The sequence below is a fragment of the Pseudomonas sp. P110(2024) genome, from assembly GCF_057480795.1.
The window spans coordinates 153,107-169,846 of record NZ_JBLIYT010000003.1; the positions used below are offsets into that span (position 1 = coordinate 153,107).

At 62.0% G+C, this 16,740-nt stretch carries 14 protein-coding genes; 9 read left to right on the forward strand and 5 right to left on the reverse strand.

The window, feature by feature from the left end:
- Nucleotide 1: 1 nt before the first annotated feature.
- The 3 genes from yidD to rpmH are packed head-to-tail and all read right to left on the reverse strand — an operon-like array spanning nt 2 to nt 789.
- Nucleotides 2-247, reverse strand: a complete 246-nt coding sequence (gene yidD, locus AC25ND_RS05840; RefSeq protein WP_011536514.1) for a membrane protein insertion efficiency factor YidD — start codon at nt 245-247, stop codon at nt 2-4.
- Nucleotides 240-641, reverse strand: a complete 402-nt coding sequence (gene rnpA / locus AC25ND_RS05845; protein ID WP_011536515.1) for a ribonuclease P protein component — start codon at nt 639-641, stop codon at nt 240-242. The genes yidD and rnpA overlap by 8 nt, the downstream gene beginning before the upstream one ends.
- Nucleotides 642-654: 13 nt before the next feature.
- Nucleotides 655-789 (reverse strand): 50S ribosomal protein L34, encoded by a 135-nt coding sequence (rpmH, locus tag AC25ND_RS05850; protein ID WP_003253163.1) that lies wholly within the window; start codon nt 787-789, stop codon nt 655-657.
- Nucleotides 790-1,370: 581 nt separating this feature from the next.
- On the opposite strand from rpmH, the gene dnaA reads away from it, so the two are divergent.
- The 4 genes from dnaA to gyrB are packed head-to-tail and all read left to right on the forward strand — an operon-like array spanning nt 1,371 to nt 7,585.
- Nucleotides 1,371-2,897, forward strand: coding sequence for a chromosomal replication initiator protein DnaA (dnaA, locus tag AC25ND_RS05855; RefSeq protein ID WP_062360044.1), 1,527 nt, complete (start codon nt 1,371-1,373; stop codon nt 2,895-2,897).
- A gap of 40 nt (nt 2,898-2,937) precedes the next feature.
- Nucleotides 2,938-4,041, forward strand: coding sequence for a DNA polymerase III subunit beta (gene dnaN, locus AC25ND_RS05860; RefSeq protein WP_028690031.1), 1,104 nt, complete (start codon nt 2,938-2,940; stop codon nt 4,039-4,041).
- Between the two features lie 15 nt (nt 4,042-4,056).
- Nucleotides 4,057-5,160 (forward strand): DNA replication/repair protein RecF, encoded by a 1,104-nt coding sequence (gene recF / locus AC25ND_RS05865; protein ID WP_028690032.1) that lies wholly within the window; start codon nt 4,057-4,059, stop codon nt 5,158-5,160.
- A gap of 4 nt (nt 5,161-5,164) precedes the next feature.
- The gene (gyrB, locus tag AC25ND_RS05870) at nt 5,165-7,585 is read left to right on the forward strand and encodes a DNA topoisomerase (ATP-hydrolyzing) subunit B (RefSeq protein ID WP_028690033.1); all 2,421 of its coding nucleotides are present in this window, start codon (nt 5,165-5,167) and stop codon (nt 7,583-7,585) included.
- A 74-nt stretch (nt 7,586-7,659) separates the two neighbouring features.
- Here the strand turns inward: gyrB and AC25ND_RS05875 are convergent, their stop codons facing one another.
- Nucleotides 7,660-8,958, reverse strand: coding sequence for a sigma-54 interaction domain-containing protein (locus AC25ND_RS05875; RefSeq protein WP_062360041.1), 1,299 nt, complete (start codon nt 8,956-8,958; stop codon nt 7,660-7,662).
- Between the two features lie 246 nt (nt 8,959-9,204).
- Between AC25ND_RS05875 and AC25ND_RS05880 the strand changes: the two genes are divergently transcribed.
- Genes AC25ND_RS05880 through AC25ND_RS05890 form a run of 3 tightly spaced genes read left to right on the forward strand, consistent with a single transcriptional unit; the run spans nt 9,205 to nt 12,226 of the window.
- Entirely contained in the window at nt 9,205-10,089 is an 885-nt protein-coding gene (locus tag AC25ND_RS05880; protein WP_028690035.1) for an MBL fold metallo-hydrolase, read from the forward strand.
- A 41-nt stretch (nt 10,090-10,130) separates the two neighbouring features.
- Nucleotides 10,131-11,411 carry an NAD(P)/FAD-dependent oxidoreductase gene (locus tag AC25ND_RS05885; protein WP_028690036.1) on the forward strand — a complete coding sequence of 427 codons (1,281 nt, stop codon included), beginning with the start codon at nt 10,131-10,133 and terminating at the stop codon, nt 11,409-11,411.
- Nucleotides 11,408-12,226 (forward strand): sulfite exporter TauE/SafE family protein, encoded by an 819-nt coding sequence (locus AC25ND_RS05890; RefSeq protein WP_028690037.1) that lies wholly within the window; start codon nt 11,408-11,410, stop codon nt 12,224-12,226. Before AC25ND_RS05885 ends, AC25ND_RS05890 begins: the two co-directional genes overlap by 4 nt.
- Here AC25ND_RS05890 and AC25ND_RS05895 read toward each other — a convergent pair.
- Nucleotides 12,215-13,102 (reverse strand): LysR family transcriptional regulator, encoded by an 888-nt coding sequence (locus AC25ND_RS05895; protein ID WP_028690038.1) that lies wholly within the window; start codon nt 13,100-13,102, stop codon nt 12,215-12,217. The two genes, AC25ND_RS05890 and AC25ND_RS05895, sit on opposite strands and share 12 nt — an antisense overlap.
- A 174-nt stretch (nt 13,103-13,276) precedes the next feature.
- On the opposite strand from AC25ND_RS05895, the gene AC25ND_RS05900 reads away from it, so the two are divergent.
- Complete coding sequence (locus tag AC25ND_RS05900; RefSeq protein WP_028690039.1) at nt 13,277-14,926, forward strand: GMC family oxidoreductase; 1,650 nt, start codon at nt 13,277-13,279, stop codon at nt 14,924-14,926.
- 97 nt (nt 14,927-15,023) lie between these two features.
- Nucleotides 15,024-16,643: an MFS transporter gene (locus AC25ND_RS05905; protein WP_062360033.1), complete on the forward strand. Its 1,620-nt coding sequence runs from the start codon at nt 15,024-15,026 to the stop codon at nt 16,641-16,643.
- Nucleotides 16,644-16,740: the final 97 nt, after the last annotated feature.

The window sequence follows — 16,740 nt, forward strand, 5'->3', positions numbered from 1 at the left end:
ATTACTCGGCTATCGAAGAAGTTCGGGAGGAAGGAGCAGGTGGAACGGGATCGAAACCGCCGTCGTTCCACGGATGACAACGCCCCAGGCGACGAACGGCCAGCCACCCACCACGCAAGAGGCCATGGTTTTCGATGGCTTCATAGGCGTAACAGGAACAGCTGGGATAGAAACGACAGTGACTGGCCATCAGTGGACTGATGGCGTAACGGTAGAACTGGATCGGAACGAGGGCCAGTTTACGCATTGTGACTGTCTACCCCTGCGGAATCGGCGACCGCTGGAGAGGGCCGACTGCGGACCAGTCGCTTCCAGAGCTTGCCAAAGTGTTGGTGCAATTCTGGGTTTTCCACTTCGCCCAACCCCTTGCGTGCAACGATCACGATATCCAACCCGGCCAACATCTGCTGGTTCAGGCGGAACGAATCGCGCATCAGGCGTTTCAGGCGATTGCGTTGAACGGCGAGCTTGACGCTCTTCTTGCCGATCACCAGGCCGAGGCGTGGATGATCGAGACCGTTCTCGCGGGCAAGGATAAGCAGGTTTTTCCCTGGAACCTTGCCGGTTGGGGAGTCGAAGACCGCTTTGAAATGCCGGGGTGTAAGCAGTCGCTTGTCCCGACTGAAGTCCTGACTCACCACCTGTACCGAAAAATCAAATGGCCAGACGCTTACGGCCTTTGGCACGGCGACGCGACAGAACGGCACGGCCGTTCTTGGTGGCCATACGGGCACGGAAACCGTGGGTGCGGGCGCGCTTGATGGTGCTTGGTTGGAAAGTACGTTTCATGGCGTGTTACCTGGGTTGGTCGACAACGGGCCGGAAGGGCCCCCTTTTTAAGAGATCGGCGATTCTAGAGAAAGCAAGCCGATAGGTCAATTTCCAACCAGCCTTTCCTTATGGAAGGTCGAGCCAGGTCGATGGGCATCCTGTTGACCTTGCTAACCTGAAAGCGGGCAAATCAAAAAAACAGAAGAGGCATATAAAAAGCTTTTCTGAAGAACTTATAGATCTTAGGTGGATAACCTTCTGTGGATAACCTTATCAAGGCCACGATTGACGTACTGTACAGAAAATCACAACCTTGTCGGTAAGGAGTGTTCTGTCTGTGTCCCGCATGAGGAAAACCTGTGCGGGAAAAGGCGCTTTATCCACAGGTGATTTATCCACAGCCCAGAACCCAGGGTTGTGCATAGCCCTCATGTGTCGTTATCCACAGGGCTTATCAACAGTGGCCGAAGGGTATTCAAGTCGTTTTTTGGCGGATTTACCCTGATAGTGGGTGGCGTCACGTGTGGATAACTGATCGCCCGCCCGGTACAATGGCGGTTTGTTTTTGCCTCATCCGGCTTTCAACTCAGGGGATATCCGTGTCAGTGGAACTTTGGCAGCAGTGCGTGGAGCTTCTGCGCGATGAGCTGCCTGCCCAGCAATTCAACACCTGGATCCGTCCGCTACAGGTCGAAGCCGAAGGCGACGAGTTGCGCGTCTATGCGCCCAACCGCTTCGTGCTCGACTGGGTCAATGAAAAGTACCTTGGCCGCCTGCTCGAACTGCTGGGTGAACAGGGCAGCGGTATCGCACCTGCCCTTTCCTTATTAATAGGCAGCCGGCGCAGTTCCGCAGCCCGTGCCGCACCCAACGCCCCTGTCAGTGCCGCCGTTGCGGCAACCCTCGCGCAACAGGCGCAGGTACAGCAGGCGGCGCCCGCACTCGAGCCTGTCAGCGCACCTGTGGTGGAGCCGGCGCAGGTGGCCGAAGTCGAGGAACCCTCTTCGCGTGACAGCTTCGACAGCATGGCCGAGATCGCGAGCGCTCCGGTTGCCAGCGGTCGCACCGAGCAGCGCACGGTGCAGGTCGAGGGTGCCCTGAAGCACACCAGCTACCTGAACCGCACCTTCACCTTCGAAACCTTCGTCGAAGGCAAGTCGAACCAACTGGCTCGCGCCGCGGCATGGCAGGTGGCCGACAACCCCAAGCACGGCTACAACCCACTGTTCCTTTATGGTGGCGTCGGCCTGGGTAAGACACACTTGATGCACGCTGTGGGTAACCACCTGCTGAAGAAGAACCCGAATGCCAAGGTGGTCTACCTGCATTCGGAGCGCTTCGTCGCCGACATGGTCAAGGCGCTGCAGCTGAACGCGATCAACGAATTCAAACGTTTCTACCGTTCGGTCGATGCGTTGCTGATCGATGACATCCAGTTCTTTGCCCGCAAGGAGCGTTCCCAGGAAGAGTTTTTCCATACCTTCAACGCCCTGCTTGAGGGCGGCCAGCAGGTGATCCTCACCAGCGACCGCTACCCGAAGGAAATCGAAGGCCTGGAAGAGCGCCTGAAGTCCCGCTTCGGCTGGGGCCTGACAGTGGCCGTCGAGCCGCCGGAGCTGGAAACCCGCGTGGCGATCCTGATGAAGAAGGCCGACCAGGCCAAGGTCGAGCTGCCGCACGATGCCGCGTTCTTCATCGCCCAGCGGATCCGCTCCAACGTGCGTGAGCTTGAAGGCGCCCTGAAGCGGGTGATCGCCCACTCGCACTTCATGGGCCGCGACATCACCATCGAGCTGATCCGAGAATCGCTCAAGGATCTGCTGGCGCTGCAGGACAAGCTGGTCAGTGTGGATAACATCCAGCGCACCGTGGCCGAGTACTACAAGATCAAGATCTCCGATCTGTTGTCCAAGCGACGGTCGCGCTCCGTGGCGCGTCCACGCCAGGTAGCCATGGCGTTGTCGAAAGAGCTGACCAACCACAGCCTGCCGGAGATCGGCGACATGTTCGGCGGCCGCGACCACACCACCGTGCTGCACGCCTGCCGCAAGATCAACGAATTGAAGGAATCCGACGCGGACATCCGCGAGGACTACAAGAACCTGCTGCGCACGCTGACGACCTGATGGCCGTCAGCGCAGCTAATTGAAGGCAAGGGACTAGACCATGCATTTCACCATTCAACGCGAAGCCCTGTTGAAACCCCTGCAACTGGTCGCAGGCGTCGTCGAGCGCCGCCAGACCTTGCCGGTCCTGTCCAACGTCCTGCTGGTCGTGCAAGGCCAGCAACTGTCGTTGACCGGTACCGACCTGGAAGTCGAACTGGTTGGCCGCGTCCAGCTGGAAGAGCCTGCGGAGCCGGGCGAGATCACCGTTCCGGCGCGCAAGCTGATGGACATCTGCAAGAGCCTGCCCAGCGATGTGCTGGTCGACATCAAGGTCGACGAACAGAAGCTGCTGGTCAAGGCCGGCCGCAGCCGTTTCACCCTGTCCACCCTGCCGGCCAACGACTTCCCTACCGTGGAAGAAGGCCCGGGCTCGCTGACCTGCAACCTGGAACAGAGTAAGCTGCGCCGCCTGATCGAGCGAACCAGCTTCGCCATGGCCCAGCAGGATGTGCGCTACTACCTCAACGGCATGCTGCTGGAAGTGTCCACCGATACCCTGCGCGCCGTCGCCACCGACGGTCACCGTCTGGCGCTGTGCGCCATGCAGGCACCGATCGGTCAGGCTGACCGTCACCAGGTCATCGTGCCACGCAAGGGTATCCTCGAGCTGGCGCGCCTGCTCACCGATCCGGAAGGCATGGTCAGCATCGTCCTGGGCCAGCATCACATTCGCGCCACCACCGGTGAGTTCACCTTCACCTCCAAGCTGGTCGACGGCAAGTTCCCGGACTACGAGCGTGTCCTGCCCAAGGGCGGCGACAAGCTGGTGATCGGTGATCGCCAGGCGCTGCGCGAGGCGTTCAGCCGTACCGCGATCCTGTCCAACGAGAAGTACCGCGGCATCCGTCTGCAACTGGCCGCCGGCCAGCTGAAGATCCAGGCCAACAACCCGGAACAGGAAGAAGCGGAAGAAGAGATCAGCGTCGACTACAACGGCAGCTCGCTGGAGATCGGTTTCAACGTCAGCTACCTGCTGGATGTGCTGGGCGTCATGACCACCGAACAGGTTCGCCTGATTCTGTCCGACTCCAATAGCAGCGCCCTGTTGCAGGAAGCCGGCAATGACGATTCGTCCTACGTTGTCATGCCGATGCGTCTGTAACCCATAGCAGGCGACATGTCCCTTCGACGTCTCTCGGTCACCGCGGTGCGCAATCTGCACCCGGTGACCCTTTCACCCTCCCCCCGCATCAACATCCTTTACGGCGCCAACGGCAGCGGCAAGACCAGCGTGCTCGAAGCCGTGCACCTGCTGGGGCTCGCCCGTTCGTTCCGCAGCACCCGGTTGAACCCGGTGATTCAGTACGAGCAGCCGACCTGCACCGTGTTCGGTCAGGTCGAACTGGCCGAAGGCGGTACCAGCAACCTGGGTGTTTCACGGGAGCGGCAGGGTGATTTCACCATTCGTATCGACGGACAGAATGCGCGCAGCGCCGCGCAACTGGCCGAGATGCTGCCCCTGCAACTGATCAACCCGGACAGTTTCCGCCTGCTCGAAGGTGCGCCCAAGGTGCGCCGGCAGTTCCTCGATTGGGGCGTGTTCCACGTGGAACCTCGCTTCATGGCGACCTGGCAGCGCCTGCAGAAGGCCCTGCGGCAGCGGAACTCATGGCTGCGGCATGGTACACTTGATGCCGTTTCGCAAGCCGCCTGGGATCGGGAGCTATGTCTCGCCAGTGCGGAAATAGATGAATACCGTCGCAACTACATCAAGGCCTTGAAGCCTGTCTTCGAGCGTACCCTGAGCGAGCTGGTCGAACTGGACGGGCTGACCCTGAGCTACTACCGAGGTTGGGACAAGGACCGGGAACTCAACGAAGTCCTCGCAACCTCTCTCCTTCGCGATCAGCAGATGGGCCATACCCAGGCCGGGCCACAACGTGCCGATCTGCGCCTGCGATTGGGCGCGAACAACGCGGCCGACATCCTCTCGCGGGGGCAGCAGAAGCTGGTGGTCTGCGCCTTGCGCATTGCCCAGGGACATCTGGTCAGCCAGGTTCGTCGGGGCCAGTGTATTTATCTGGTGGACGACCTGCCGTCCGAGTTGGACGAGCAGCATCGCCGCGCCCTGTGCCGCTTGCTTGAAGAATTGAACTGCCAGGTGTTCATCACCTGTGTAGACCACGAATTTCTGAGGGAAGGCTGGCAGACGGAAACGCCAGTCGCCTTGTTCCACGTGGAACAAGGCCGTATCACCCAGACCCACGACCATCGGGAGTGAAGGCATGAGCGAAAATCAAACGTACGACTCCTCCAGCATCAAGGTGCTGAAAGGGCTGGATGCCGTACGCAAGCGTCCCGGCATGTACATTGGCGACACCGATGACGGCAGCGGCCTGCACCACATGGTATTCGAGGTGGTCGACAACTCGATCGACGAAGCCCTGGCCGGGCACTGCGATGACATCACCGTCATCATTCACCCGGACGAATCCATCAGCGTCCGTGACAATGGCCGTGGTATTCCGGTCGACGTGCATAAAGAAGAAGGCGTTTCCGCGGCCGAGGTCATCATGACCGTGCTGCACGCCGGCGGTAAGTTCGACGACAACTCCTACAAGGTTTCCGGCGGTCTGCACGGCGTAGGTGTATCGGTGGTAAACGCCCTGTCCGAGCAACTGGTGCTCACCGTTCGTCGTAGCGGCAAGATCTGGGAACAGACCTACGTCCATGGCGTGCCACAGGCGCCGATGGCGGTGGTCGGTGAAAGCGAAACCACCGGTACCCACATTCACTTCAAGCCTTCGGCTGAAACCTTCAAGAACATTCACTTCAGCTGGGACATTCTCGCCAAGCGTATCCGCGAGCTGTCGTTCCTGAACTCGGGTGTCGGCATCCTGCTGAAGGACGAGCGCAGCGGCAAGGAAGAGTTCTTCAAGTACGAAGGCGGCCTGCGCGCATTCGTTGAATACCTGAACACCAACAAGACCCCGGTCAACTCCCAGGTCTTCCACTTCAACGTCCAGCGTGACGATGGCGTGGGTGTCGAAGTCGCCCTGCAGTGGAACGACAGCTTCAACGAAAACCTGCTGTGCTTCACCAACAACATTCCCCAGCGCGACGGTGGTACCCACCTGGTCGGCTTCCGTTCCTCGCTGACCCGTAGCCTGAACAGCTACATCGAGCAGGAAGGCCTGGCGAAGAAAAACAAGGTCGCCACCACTGGTGATGACGCCCGTGAAGGCCTGACCGCGATCATCTCGGTCAAGGTGCCGGATCCTAAGTTCAGCTCGCAGACCAAGGACAAGCTGGTTTCCTCGGAGGTGAAGACTGCCGTGGAACAGGAGATGAACAAGTACTTCGCCGACTTCCTGTTGGAGAACCCCAACGAAGCCAAGGCCGTGGTCGGCAAGATGATCGACGCTGCCCGGGCCCGTGAAGCGGCGCGTAAAGCCCGTGAGATGACTCGCCGCAAAGGTGCTCTGGACATCGCCGGCCTGCCGGGCAAATTGGCCGACTGCCAGGAGAAGGACCCTGCCCTTTCCGAACTGTATCTGGTGGAGGGTGACTCCGCGGGTGGTTCGGCCAAGCAAGGCCGCAACCGTCGCACCCAGGCGATCCTGCCGCTCAAGGGCAAGATCCTCAACGTCGAGAAAGCGCGCTTCGATAAGATGATCTCTTCCCAGGAGGTCGGCACGCTGATCACCGCGCTGGGTTGTGGCATCGGCCGTGAAGAGTACAACATCGACAAGCTGCGTTATCACAACATCATCATCATGACCGATGCTGACGTCGACGGTTCGCACATCCGTACCCTGCTGCTGACCTTCTTCTTCCGTCAGCTGCCGGAACTGGTCGAGCGTGGCTACATCTATATCGCCCAGCCGCCGCTGTACAAGGTGAAGAAAGGTAAGCAGGAGCAATACATCAAGGACGACGAGGCCATGGAAGAGTACATGACCCAGTCGGCCCTGGAAGATGCCAGCCTGCACCTGGACGAGTCCGCGCCAGCCGTTTCCGGCGTGCAGCTCGAGGCGCTGGTCAACGAATTCCGCGCGGTGATGAAAACCCTCAAGCGTCTTTCGCGCCTGTACCCGGAAGAGCTGACCGAGCACTTCATCTACCTGCCAAAGGTTTCCCTCGAGCAACTGGCCGATAAGGCGCAGATGGACATTTGGCTGAAGGCGTTCCAGCAGCGTCTGGATAATAGCCAGCGTTCTGGTCTGGCTTACAAGGCCGACTTGCACGAGGACAAGGAGCGCAACCTCTGGCTGCCTGTCGTTGAAACGACCTCCCATGGTTTGGCCAGCTATGTCACCTTCAACCGTGACTTCTTCGGTAGCAATGACTACAAGACAGTCGTTGCCCTGGGTGAAAAGCTGGGTACCTTGCTGGGCGACGGCGCCTATGTGCAGCGTGGCGAACGTCGCAAGGCTGTCACCGAGTTCAAGGAAGCCCTCGACTGGCTGATGAACGAGAGCACCAAGCGCCACACCATCCAGCGATACAAAGGACTGGGTGAGATGAACCCGGACCAGCTGTGGGAAACCACCATGGACCCGACCGTGCGCCGCATGCTCAAGGTGACCATCGAGGACGCCATCGCCGCCGATCAGCTGTTCAACACCCTGATGGGGGATGCGGTCGAACCGCGTCGCGACTTCATCGAAAGCAACGCGCTGTCGGTGTCCAACCTGGACTTCTGATCTGCGGGTAGTACAAGAAAGCCAATCCCCAGGGATTGGCTTTTTTTTTACCTTCATGAATGTTCCACGTGGAACTACGAAATCCCCAATGCTTTAAGTCGGCGGTACAACGTGCGTTCGCTCATCCCGAGGTGATCGGCCAATTCACTTCGGGAACCGCTGAAGGTTTCCAGGGCATGGGCCAGATCGGCCATTTCGTTCCTACGTCCCCGAACACCTGGTTGCCTTACAGTCGGGTGGATATCTTCCGGAAGATGTTCGGGACGAATCAGCCCATCATCAGCAAACAATCGCGCGCGCTCCAAGATGTTTCTGAGCTCGCGAATGTTGCCTGGGAATGTATGCAGGTTGAGGCAAGCGAGTGCTTCGGCGGTGACCTTGGGCGAGTGCTTGCCGGCCATGCGTTGTAGCAGACTCTCACAGAGCAACGGTAAATCCTCGACTCGCTCACGCAGCGATGGCAGGCGAATCGGGAATCCGCTGATGCGGTAATACAGGTCTTCGCGAAACGTCCCTTCGGCGGCCATCTCCTTCAAGGGCTTGTGCGTGGCCGAGACCAGGCGGAAATCCGAATGGACCGTGCGCGTGCTGCCGACCGGACGGAAGCTGCCGGATTCGATCAGGCGCAGCAGTTTCACCTGCATCGCCAGCGGTACTTCACCGATCTCATCGAGGAACAGGGTGCCACCGTGAGCAGCCTCGGCCAGGCCGATCTTGCGTTGAGTCGCGCCGGTGAAGGCGCCCTTCTCATAGCCGAACAGTTCACTCTCGAACAACGACTCGGTCAGCCCGGTGCAGTCCACCACCACCAGGGGGCCATTGGCTCGGGGGCTACCTAGGTGCAAGGCGCGGGCGAACAGCTCCTTGCCCGTACCCGACTCGCCCTGGAGCAGTACCGGAATCTGCGCAGGGGCTGCACGTTGCAAACTGGCCACGGCGTTCTTGAAGGCTGGCGCCCGGCCAACCAACCCTTGTTGTTGAGGTTGTGCCGATGCCAGTGTGACGCTGGTCAGGCGTTCGACGAAGGCCACCACCCTGCCCTCGTCATCGAGGATCGGGCGCAGTTCCACATCCACATGCTCCGGCCCTCGCGGGGTGTGATGGATGTGCAGCACGCGCTCGGGCACTTTGCTGTCCAGCGACTTGCGCAGCGGGCAATGTTCCCCGGCTTGGTCGCAGGGCACGGCATAGTGGTGCGAGACCCGGTGGCATTTTTCGCCGATCGGCGCGTGCTCCTCGTTGCCGAACTGACGACGGTACGCCGCGTTGGCAGCCAGGATGTTGTAGTCGGTATCCAGCACGATGCTGGGTAGCACATCGTGTTCGAGGTAGGACACCAGCGCGAGGATCGCGGGATGGGAAGCGGCTAGCATGACAGCACCAGGTGAAGGACCTGGCGAGGGTAGCAAGGACTGCCAAACACTGCCATCGGCTGACAGTCGACTGCCAGGAACTGTCACCTTTGGCTGGCTGTAATGGGGCTGCTGCGCAGCCATCGCGGCACGAGGCCGCTCCTGCAAGGGGACGGCGTCCTATCTGAAGGGCTGGCATGTATCTTGATAAAGCACCCTTCACTGCCTATGCCTTCAAGGAGGCTCGGTGGATAACTGGAGAGTGCAATGATCATCGGCAACAACCTTCACGTCGAAGCGTTCTTCGACAAGGCGACCTGGACCATCAGCTACCTGGTCATGGATGGCGAGACGCGCCAATGCGCGCTGATCGACAGCGTGCTGGACTACGACCCCAAGTCCGGGCGCACCTGCACCGATTCGGCGGACAAGCTGATCGCCCGCGTCGAAGCGCTGGATGCCAAGGTGCAATGGATCCTGGATACCCATGTGCACGCCGACCATCTGTCTGCGGCGGCCTACCTCAAGGAGCGGCTTGGCGGCAGCATCGCGATCGGCGCGCAGATCACCCAGGTGCAGAAAGTCTTCGGCACCCTGTTCAACGCCGAGCCGGGTTTTGCCCGTGACGGCAGCCAGTTCGACGTCCTGTTCGAAGATGAGGAGGGATTTCGCATCGGCAACCTGCATGCCCGTGCCCTGCACACCCCTGGGCATACCCCGGCGTGCATGAGCTACATGGTCGAGGATGCGGGCGAGATCGCTGTGTTCGTCGGCGACACCTTGTTCACCCCCGACTATGGCACCGCCCGTTGCGACTTTCCTGGCGCCAGCGCGCGAACCCTGTACCAGTCGATCCGTCGCCTGCTCGCCTTCCCCGACCAGACCCGGCTGTTCATGTGCCACGACTACCTGCCTGGTGGCCGTGAGCTGCGCTTCGTCACCACCGTGGCCGAGCAACGCGCCGACAACATTCATATCCATGAAGGGGTCAGCGAAGACAGCTTCGTGCAGATGCGCGAAGCCCGTGACAAGACCCTCGACATGCCTGTGCTGATCCTGCCGTCGGTGCAGATCAACATGCGCAGCGGGCAATTCCCCGAACCTGAAGCCAACGGTGTGAGCTACCTGAAGATCCCGCTGAACAAGCTGTAAGCCACGCCGTACCCATAACGAGATTTCCAAGGAACACCGCCATGCCTGCCTTGCTGTCCCCTGCCGATTCCTCCCGTGCCGACCACCACAAGGTGGTGATCGTCGGCGCCGGTGCCGCTGGTATCGCCACCGCGTCCAGCCTGATCGCCCGTGATCCGTCGCTGGACATTGCCCTGATCGACCCTGCCGACGTGCACTACTACCAGCCTGGCTGGACCATGGTCGGTGCCGGTGTTTTCAAGGCGCCGAGCACCGCCCAGACCATGGCGGCCACCCTGCCCCGTGGCGTGCGTTGGATCAAGGCGCGGGTGGAGAGCTTCGACCCTCAAGGGCAACTGGTCGTGCTCGAGGACGGGCGTGCGGTCAGCTATGAGCAACTGGTGGTTTGCCCGGGATTGAAACTCGATTGGAACGCCATCGAGGGTTTGAGCGAAACGCTCGGTCGCAACGGTGTCACCTCCAACTACCGCTACGACCTGGCGCCCTACACCTGGCAACTGGTACAGAACCTCAAGCAGGGGCGCGCCCTCTTCACCCAGCCGCCGATGCCGATCAAATGCGCCGGTGCGCCGCAGAAGGCGCTGTACCTGTCCTGTGATCACTGGTTGCGCAAGGGGCACCTGGGCAATGTCAGGGCCAGCTTCTTCAATGCTGGGGCGGTGCTGTTCGGTGTGCCGGATTATGTGCCGGCGCTGATGAGCTACATCGACAAGTACGGCGTGGACCTGAACTACCAGCATCGCCTGACGGCGGTGGATGGTCCGAACAAGCGCGCCACGTTTATCCGTACCCTCCCCGATGGCACCACCGAGACCCGGGTCGAAGCCTTCGACATGCTGCATGTGGTGCCGCCGCAGGTGGCGCCTGACTTCATCCGCCAGAGCCCGCTGGCCGATGCGGCGGGCTGGGTGGATGTCGACCCGCATACCTTGCGTCATCGCCAGTTCGGCAATGTCCACGCGTTGGGTGACGTGGCCAATACCAGCAACGCCAAGACCGCCGCCGCCGCCCGCAAGCAGGCGCCGGTGGTGGCCAACAATGTGCTGGTGGCACTCGGTCGCCTGTCGACCCTGGCCCAGTACGATGGCTATGGTTCCTGCCCGTTGACGGTGGAACGCGGCAAGATCGTCCTGGCCGAGTTCACCTATGGCGGCAAGGTGGCGCCGAGCTTCCCGCGCTGGCTGCTCGATGGCCGCAAGCCAACCCGCCTGGCCTGGTTGCTCAAGGCGCAGATCCTGCCGCCGCTGTACTGGAAGGCCATGCTCAAGGGCCGCGAATGGCTAGCCCGGCCGCAACCTCTGGTGGTCGAGGCGCAGCAGTGATCGAACACCAACTGCTGGGCGCCGGGCTCGGCGCGATCATTGGCGCGGTGCTGGCGCTGACCGGCGCCGGCGGTGGCATCCTGGCGGTGCCGCTGCTGGTGTTCGGCCTGGGACTGAGCATGGTCGAGGCGGCGCCGATCGGTCTGCTGGCCGTAGGGCTGGCGGCGTCGGTTGGTGCGGTGCTCGGCCTGCGCCAAGGGCTGGTGCGCTATCGGGCGGCCGCGTTCATCGCGGTGATCGGAATTGCCTGCGCGCCGTTCGGCCTGATGCTCGCCCATCGTTTGCCCAACACGCCGTTGGCCTTGGTGTTCGCCGGGGTACTGGTGTACGCCTGCCTGCGGATCTGGCGCAAGGCCGCGCGTGAACTGCGTGGCGAGTCGCCCTGTGGGGAGCGGGAGATCATGCCCTGCGTGCTCAACCCGCTGCAGGGGCGCTTGCGCTGGACCCTGCCCTGCGCCCGGGCACTGGCGTTCACCGGGATGCTGTCGGGGTTGCTGTCAGGCCTGTTGGGGGTCGGTGGTGGTTTCGTGATCATCCCGGCGCTGAACCGTTATACCAACCTGAACATGAAAAGCATCGTCGCCACCTCGCTGGCGGTGATTGCCCTGGTGTCTACCGGTAGTGTGATCAGCGCCAGCGTGGCGGGCGTGATGCACTGGTGGGTCGCGGCGCCGTTCGCGGTGGGGGCAGTGCTGGGTTTGCTGCTGGCGCGGCCGTTGGCGAGCAAGCTGGCCGGCCCGCGCCTGCAGCAGCTGTTCGCCGTGGTGGGTTGTGGCGCCGCGGTGTTGCTGGCCGGCAAGGCGCTATTCGGCTAGCAACTCGTCCTGCTCGGCGGCGCAGAGCGCCAGCAGGTAGTCCCACACCACTCGCAGGCGTACCGACTTGTGCAGCTCGCGGCGTGTGCAGATCCAGTAGCTGCGCTGGATGGTCTCGCTGGGCAGCACGCGCACCAGCTTCGGATCGTGGCGGGCCATGTAGTTCGGCAACACGGCGATGCCCAGCCCGGCCTGTGCGGCGTGCTGCTGGGCGATCACGCTGGTGCTGCGGAACACCACGGTGGGCGCCCGGCAGAAACTGTTGAGGAACAGCAGCTCCTGGCTGAACAGCAGGTCGTCGACATAGCCGATCCAGCTGTGCCGGGCCAGGTCTTCGCGGCTGTGCAGCGGTGGTGCGCGGTCCAGGTAGTCCTGGCTGGCGTACAGGGCCAGGCGGTAATCGGTGAGCTTGCGGGTGATCAGCAGGTCGGCGTTGGGACGTTCCAGGTGAATGCTGATCTCGGCTTCGCGGTTGAGGATGCTGACGAAACGCGGCACCGCCACCAATTCCACTTCGAGCCCCGGGTAGCGTTGGAACAAGGCTTTCATGCGCGGGGTGAAGAACATGATGCCGATGCCTTCGGTCACCCCCAGGCGGATCTTGCCCAGTGGCGTGATGGCCTGGGTGATTTCTTCCTGCGCCAGCAGGGCAACGTTCTCCATGGCTTCGGCGTGCTTGAGCAGGGCCTGGCCGGAAGGCGTGAGTTCATAGCCCTGGGCGTGCTGGACGAACAGCGCGGTACCCAGGTGCTTTTCGATGCTCTCGATATGCCGGGCCACGGTGCTGTGGGTGGTGTTGAGGCGCTTGGCGGCGGTGAGCAGGCGGCCGCTGCGCTGCAACTCGAGGAAAAACCGCAGATCGTTCCAGTCGAACATGGGCGTCCTTGGAAGTGCTGGCTGTTGAAGCCATCGCGGGGCAAGCCCGCTCCCACAATCAGATAGTCGTTGTGCTAAAACGCACAACGGCTGCGCGAAATCTCGTGTTTCCTCGGCGAAATTAATCAATAAGATGGATCGGGACAAGAATAATAATCAGGCGCGAGGTTGCACATGCCATCAGCCGATCCTGTCTACGACTATGTGGTCGTGGGAGCCGGTCCCGCCGGTTGCCTATTGGCCAACCGCTTGTCCGCCGACCCTTCGTGCCGCGTATTGCTGCTCGAGGCGGGTGGCCGCGACAACTATCCCTGGATTCACATCCCCGTCGGTTACCTCTACTGCATCGGCAATCCACGCACCGACTGGTGCTTCAAGACCGAGGCCCAGCCCGGCCTGAACGGTCGCAGCCTGGGTTATCCACGGGGCAAGGTGCTGGGCGGCTGCTCGTCGATCAACGGCATGATCTACATGCGGGGCCAGGCCGCCGACTACGACCGCTGGGCCGAGCAAGGCAACGACGGCTGGGCGTGGAAGGATGTGCTGCCCTTGTTCAAGGCCTGCGAGAACCACTTCGCCGGCGCCAGCGACAGCCACGGCGCCGAGGGGGAATGGCGGGTCGAGCAGCAGCGCTACAGCTGGCCGATCCTCGATGCCTTCCGCGATGCCGCCGAGCAGAGTGGCATCGCCAAGGTCGACGACTTCAACATGGGCGACAACGCGGGCTGTGGATATTTTCAGGTCAATCAGCGCAGCGGTGTGCGCTGGAACTCGGCCAAGGCGTTTCTCAGGTCCATCCTCAAGCGCCCCAACCTGACAGTGTTGACGGGCGTGCAGGTCGACCAGGTGCTGCTCGACAACACCCGCGCCCGGGCGGTGAAGGCCTCGTGGCAAGGCGCCTGGCATGAGTTCGCCGCTCGCCGCGAGATCGTCCTGTGCGCGGGCTCCGTGGGCTCCCCCGGCATTCTGCAACGCTCCGGCATCGGCCCACGCAAGCTGCTCGAAGGCTTGGGTATCGGAGTTCGCCATGAGATGCCCGGGGTTGGCGGCAACCTGCAGGATCACCTGCAACTGCGCCTGATCTATCAGGTCCACAACACCCGCACCCTCAATCAGATGGCCAACAGCCTGTGGGGCAAGCTGGGCATGGGCCTGCGCTACGCTTACGACCGCAGTGGCCCATTGGCCATGGCGCCGAGCCAGCTGGGCGCCTTCGCCCGTTCAGGCCCCGAGCAGGCAACGGCCAACCTGCAATACCACGTGCAGCCGTTGTCGCTGGACCGCTTCGGCGAGCCGCTGCATCGCTTTCCGGCGTTCACCGCCTCGGTGTGCAACCTGCGCCCGGCGAGCCGTGGACGCATCGACATCCGCTCGGCGGACATGAATGCCGCGCCGGTGATCGACCCCAACTACCTGAGCGACCCCGAGGACCTGCGCGTCGCCGCCGAGGCCATCCGCCTCACCCGACGCATCGTCCAGGCCCCTGCCCTGGCGGCCTTCGATCCTCGCGAGTATTTGCCAGGCCCCGCCTTGCAGAGCGAGGACGACCTGCACCAGGCCGCCGGCCAGATCGGTACCACCATCTTCCACCCGGTGGGCACCTGCCGCATGGGCAGTGGCGCGCTCGATGTTGTGGATAACCAGCTTCGCGTGCATGGCATTCCCGGCCTGCGCGTGGCCGACGCATCGATCATGCCGCAGATCGTCTCCGGCAATACCTGTTCACCCACGTTGATGATTGCCGAAAAGGCGGCACAACTGATCCTCAAGGGGGCCAATACCCAGACCAACCTCAGCGACGCCAGCGCGATACCGACGCCCTGACCCGGGTGTTTGCAACAGCGGCGGCTTGTGGTCGCAAGTCGCCGACAGTGGAACAACAAGAATAATCACTGTGGCCTGCGGGCCGAGGACAGCAACGATGTCGGATTACATCCAGGAACAGGGGGCGGCGGCGAGCAGCCCAAGCCGTCGTGAAGAGCGCAAGATCATTTTCGCGTCATCCCTCGGGACGGTGTTCGAGTGGTATGACTTTTTTCTCTATGGCGCGCTGGCCGCGGTCATCAGCAAGCAATTCTTCGCGGGGGTCAACGACACCACCGCCTTCATCTTCGCCCTGATGGCCTTCGCCGCCGGCTTCCTGGTGCGCCCGTTCGGCGCGCTGGTGTTCGGCCGGCTGGGCGACATGATCGGGCGCAAGTACACCTTCTTGGTGACCATTGTGCTGATGGGCCTGTCGACCTTCGCCGTGGGTCTTTTGCCCACCTACGCCAGCATCGGTATCGCCGCGCCGATCATCCTGGTGGTGCTGCGCATGCTTCAGGGCCTGGCGTTGGGCGGTGAATACGGCGGCGCGGCCACCTATGTCGCCGAGCACGCGCCTCATGGCAAACGTGGTTTCCACACCGGCTTCATCCAATCCACTGCCACATTGGGCCTGCTGCTGTCGCTGACCGTCGTCCTGGCCAGCCGCTACATCAGTGGCGACCAGTTCGAAACCTGGGGCTGGCGCCTGCCGTTCCTGCTGTCGATCGTGCTGCTGGCGATATCCACCTGGATCCGCATGAGCATGCACGAGTCGCCGGCCTTCGTGAAAATGAAGGCCCAGGGCAAGGTGAGCAAGTCGCCGATCCGCGAGTCGTTCACCTCCTGGCCGAACCTGAAAGTGGTGCTCACGGCACTGTTCAGCATCAATGCCGGGCAAGCGGTGACCTTCTACACCGCGCAGTTCTACGTGCTGTTCTTCATGACCCAGATGCTCAAGATGGACCCGGCCCAGGCCAACACCCTGCTGATCATCAGCGTGGTGATCGGTGCGCCGTTCTTCGTGTTCTTCGGCTGGCTATCGGACCGGGTCGGGCGCAAGCCGATCCTGATGCTTGGCCTTTTGCTGGCGACGGTGTTGTACTTCCCGCTGTTCAAGGCCCTGAGCCATTACGCCAATCCGCAGATCGACGCCGCCAGTCGCCAGGCGCCGATCGTCGTCACCGCAGATCCCAAGGGCTGCACCTTCCAGTTCGATCCGGTGGGCAAGGCACGCTTCGACAGCCCGTGCGACAAGGTCAAGACGTTCCTGGTCAAGCAGGGCCTGCCCTACGGCTCGGTGAGTGTCGCTGGCAGCGAGGTGATCGTCAGCATCGGCGACAAGACCATCAATGGCTTCGACGAAACGGCCATGCGCAGTGCCATCGATAGCGCCGGCTACCCGGCCAAGGCGGACCCAGCGCAGGTGAACCAGGTGATGGTGGTGGTGCTGATCGTCGCCATGATCCTGATCGCCACCATGACCTACGGGCCGCTGGCGGCGGTGATGGTCGAGCTGTTCCCGACGCGCATCCGCTACACCTCGATGTCGCTGCCCTACCACATCGGCAACGGCTGGTTCGGCGGCTTCCTGCCGACGGTGTCGTTCGCGTTGGTGGTGTACACCGGGGACATCTTCTATGGGCTTTGGTACCCGGTGCTGATCACCGGGGTGAGCCTGGTGGTGGGGATCTTCTGCCTGAAAGAGACCCGGGATGTGGATATCGACAAGGTGTGAGGATTGAGAGGGATACAACGTGGGAGCGGGCTTGCCCCGCGATGTCGCCAGCACTGAGGACGCCATCGCGGGGCAAGCCCGCTCCCACGACTCGATC

Excerpts from the sequence above, each read along its gene's own strand:
- AC25ND_RS05900 (WP_028690039.1), top strand. The coding sequence starts at position 13,277 with ATGCCATCAGCCGATCCTGTCTACGACTATGTGGTCGTGGGAGCCGGT.
- AC25ND_RS05880 (WP_028690035.1), top strand. The coding sequence starts at position 9,205 with ATGATCATCGGCAACAACCTTCACGTCGAAGCGTTCTTCGACAAGGCG.
- AC25ND_RS05885 (WP_028690036.1), top strand. The coding sequence starts at position 10,131 with ATGCCTGCCTTGCTGTCCCCTGCCGATTCCTCCCGTGCCGACCACCAC.
- AC25ND_RS05875 (WP_062360041.1), bottom strand. The coding sequence starts at position 8,958 with ATGCTAGCCGCTTCCCATCCCGCGATCCTCGCGCTGGTGTCCTACCTC.
- AC25ND_RS05905 (WP_062360033.1), top strand. The coding sequence starts at position 15,024 with ATGTCGGATTACATCCAGGAACAGGGGGCGGCGGCGAGCAGCCCAAGC.
- AC25ND_RS05895 (WP_028690038.1), bottom strand. The coding sequence starts at position 13,102 with ATGTTCGACTGGAACGATCTGCGGTTTTTCCTCGAGTTGCAGCGCAGC.
- yidD (WP_011536514.1), bottom strand. The coding sequence starts at position 247 with ATGCGTAAACTGGCCCTCGTTCCGATCCAGTTCTACCGTTACGCCATC.
- gyrB (WP_028690033.1), top strand. The coding sequence starts at position 5,165 with ATGAGCGAAAATCAAACGTACGACTCCTCCAGCATCAAGGTGCTGAAA.
- rpmH (WP_003253163.1), bottom strand. The coding sequence starts at position 789 with ATGAAACGTACTTTCCAACCAAGCACCATCAAGCGCGCCCGCACCCAC.
- recF (WP_028690032.1), top strand. The coding sequence starts at position 4,057 with ATGTCCCTTCGACGTCTCTCGGTCACCGCGGTGCGCAATCTGCACCCG.
- dnaN (WP_028690031.1), top strand. The coding sequence starts at position 2,938 with ATGCATTTCACCATTCAACGCGAAGCCCTGTTGAAACCCCTGCAACTG.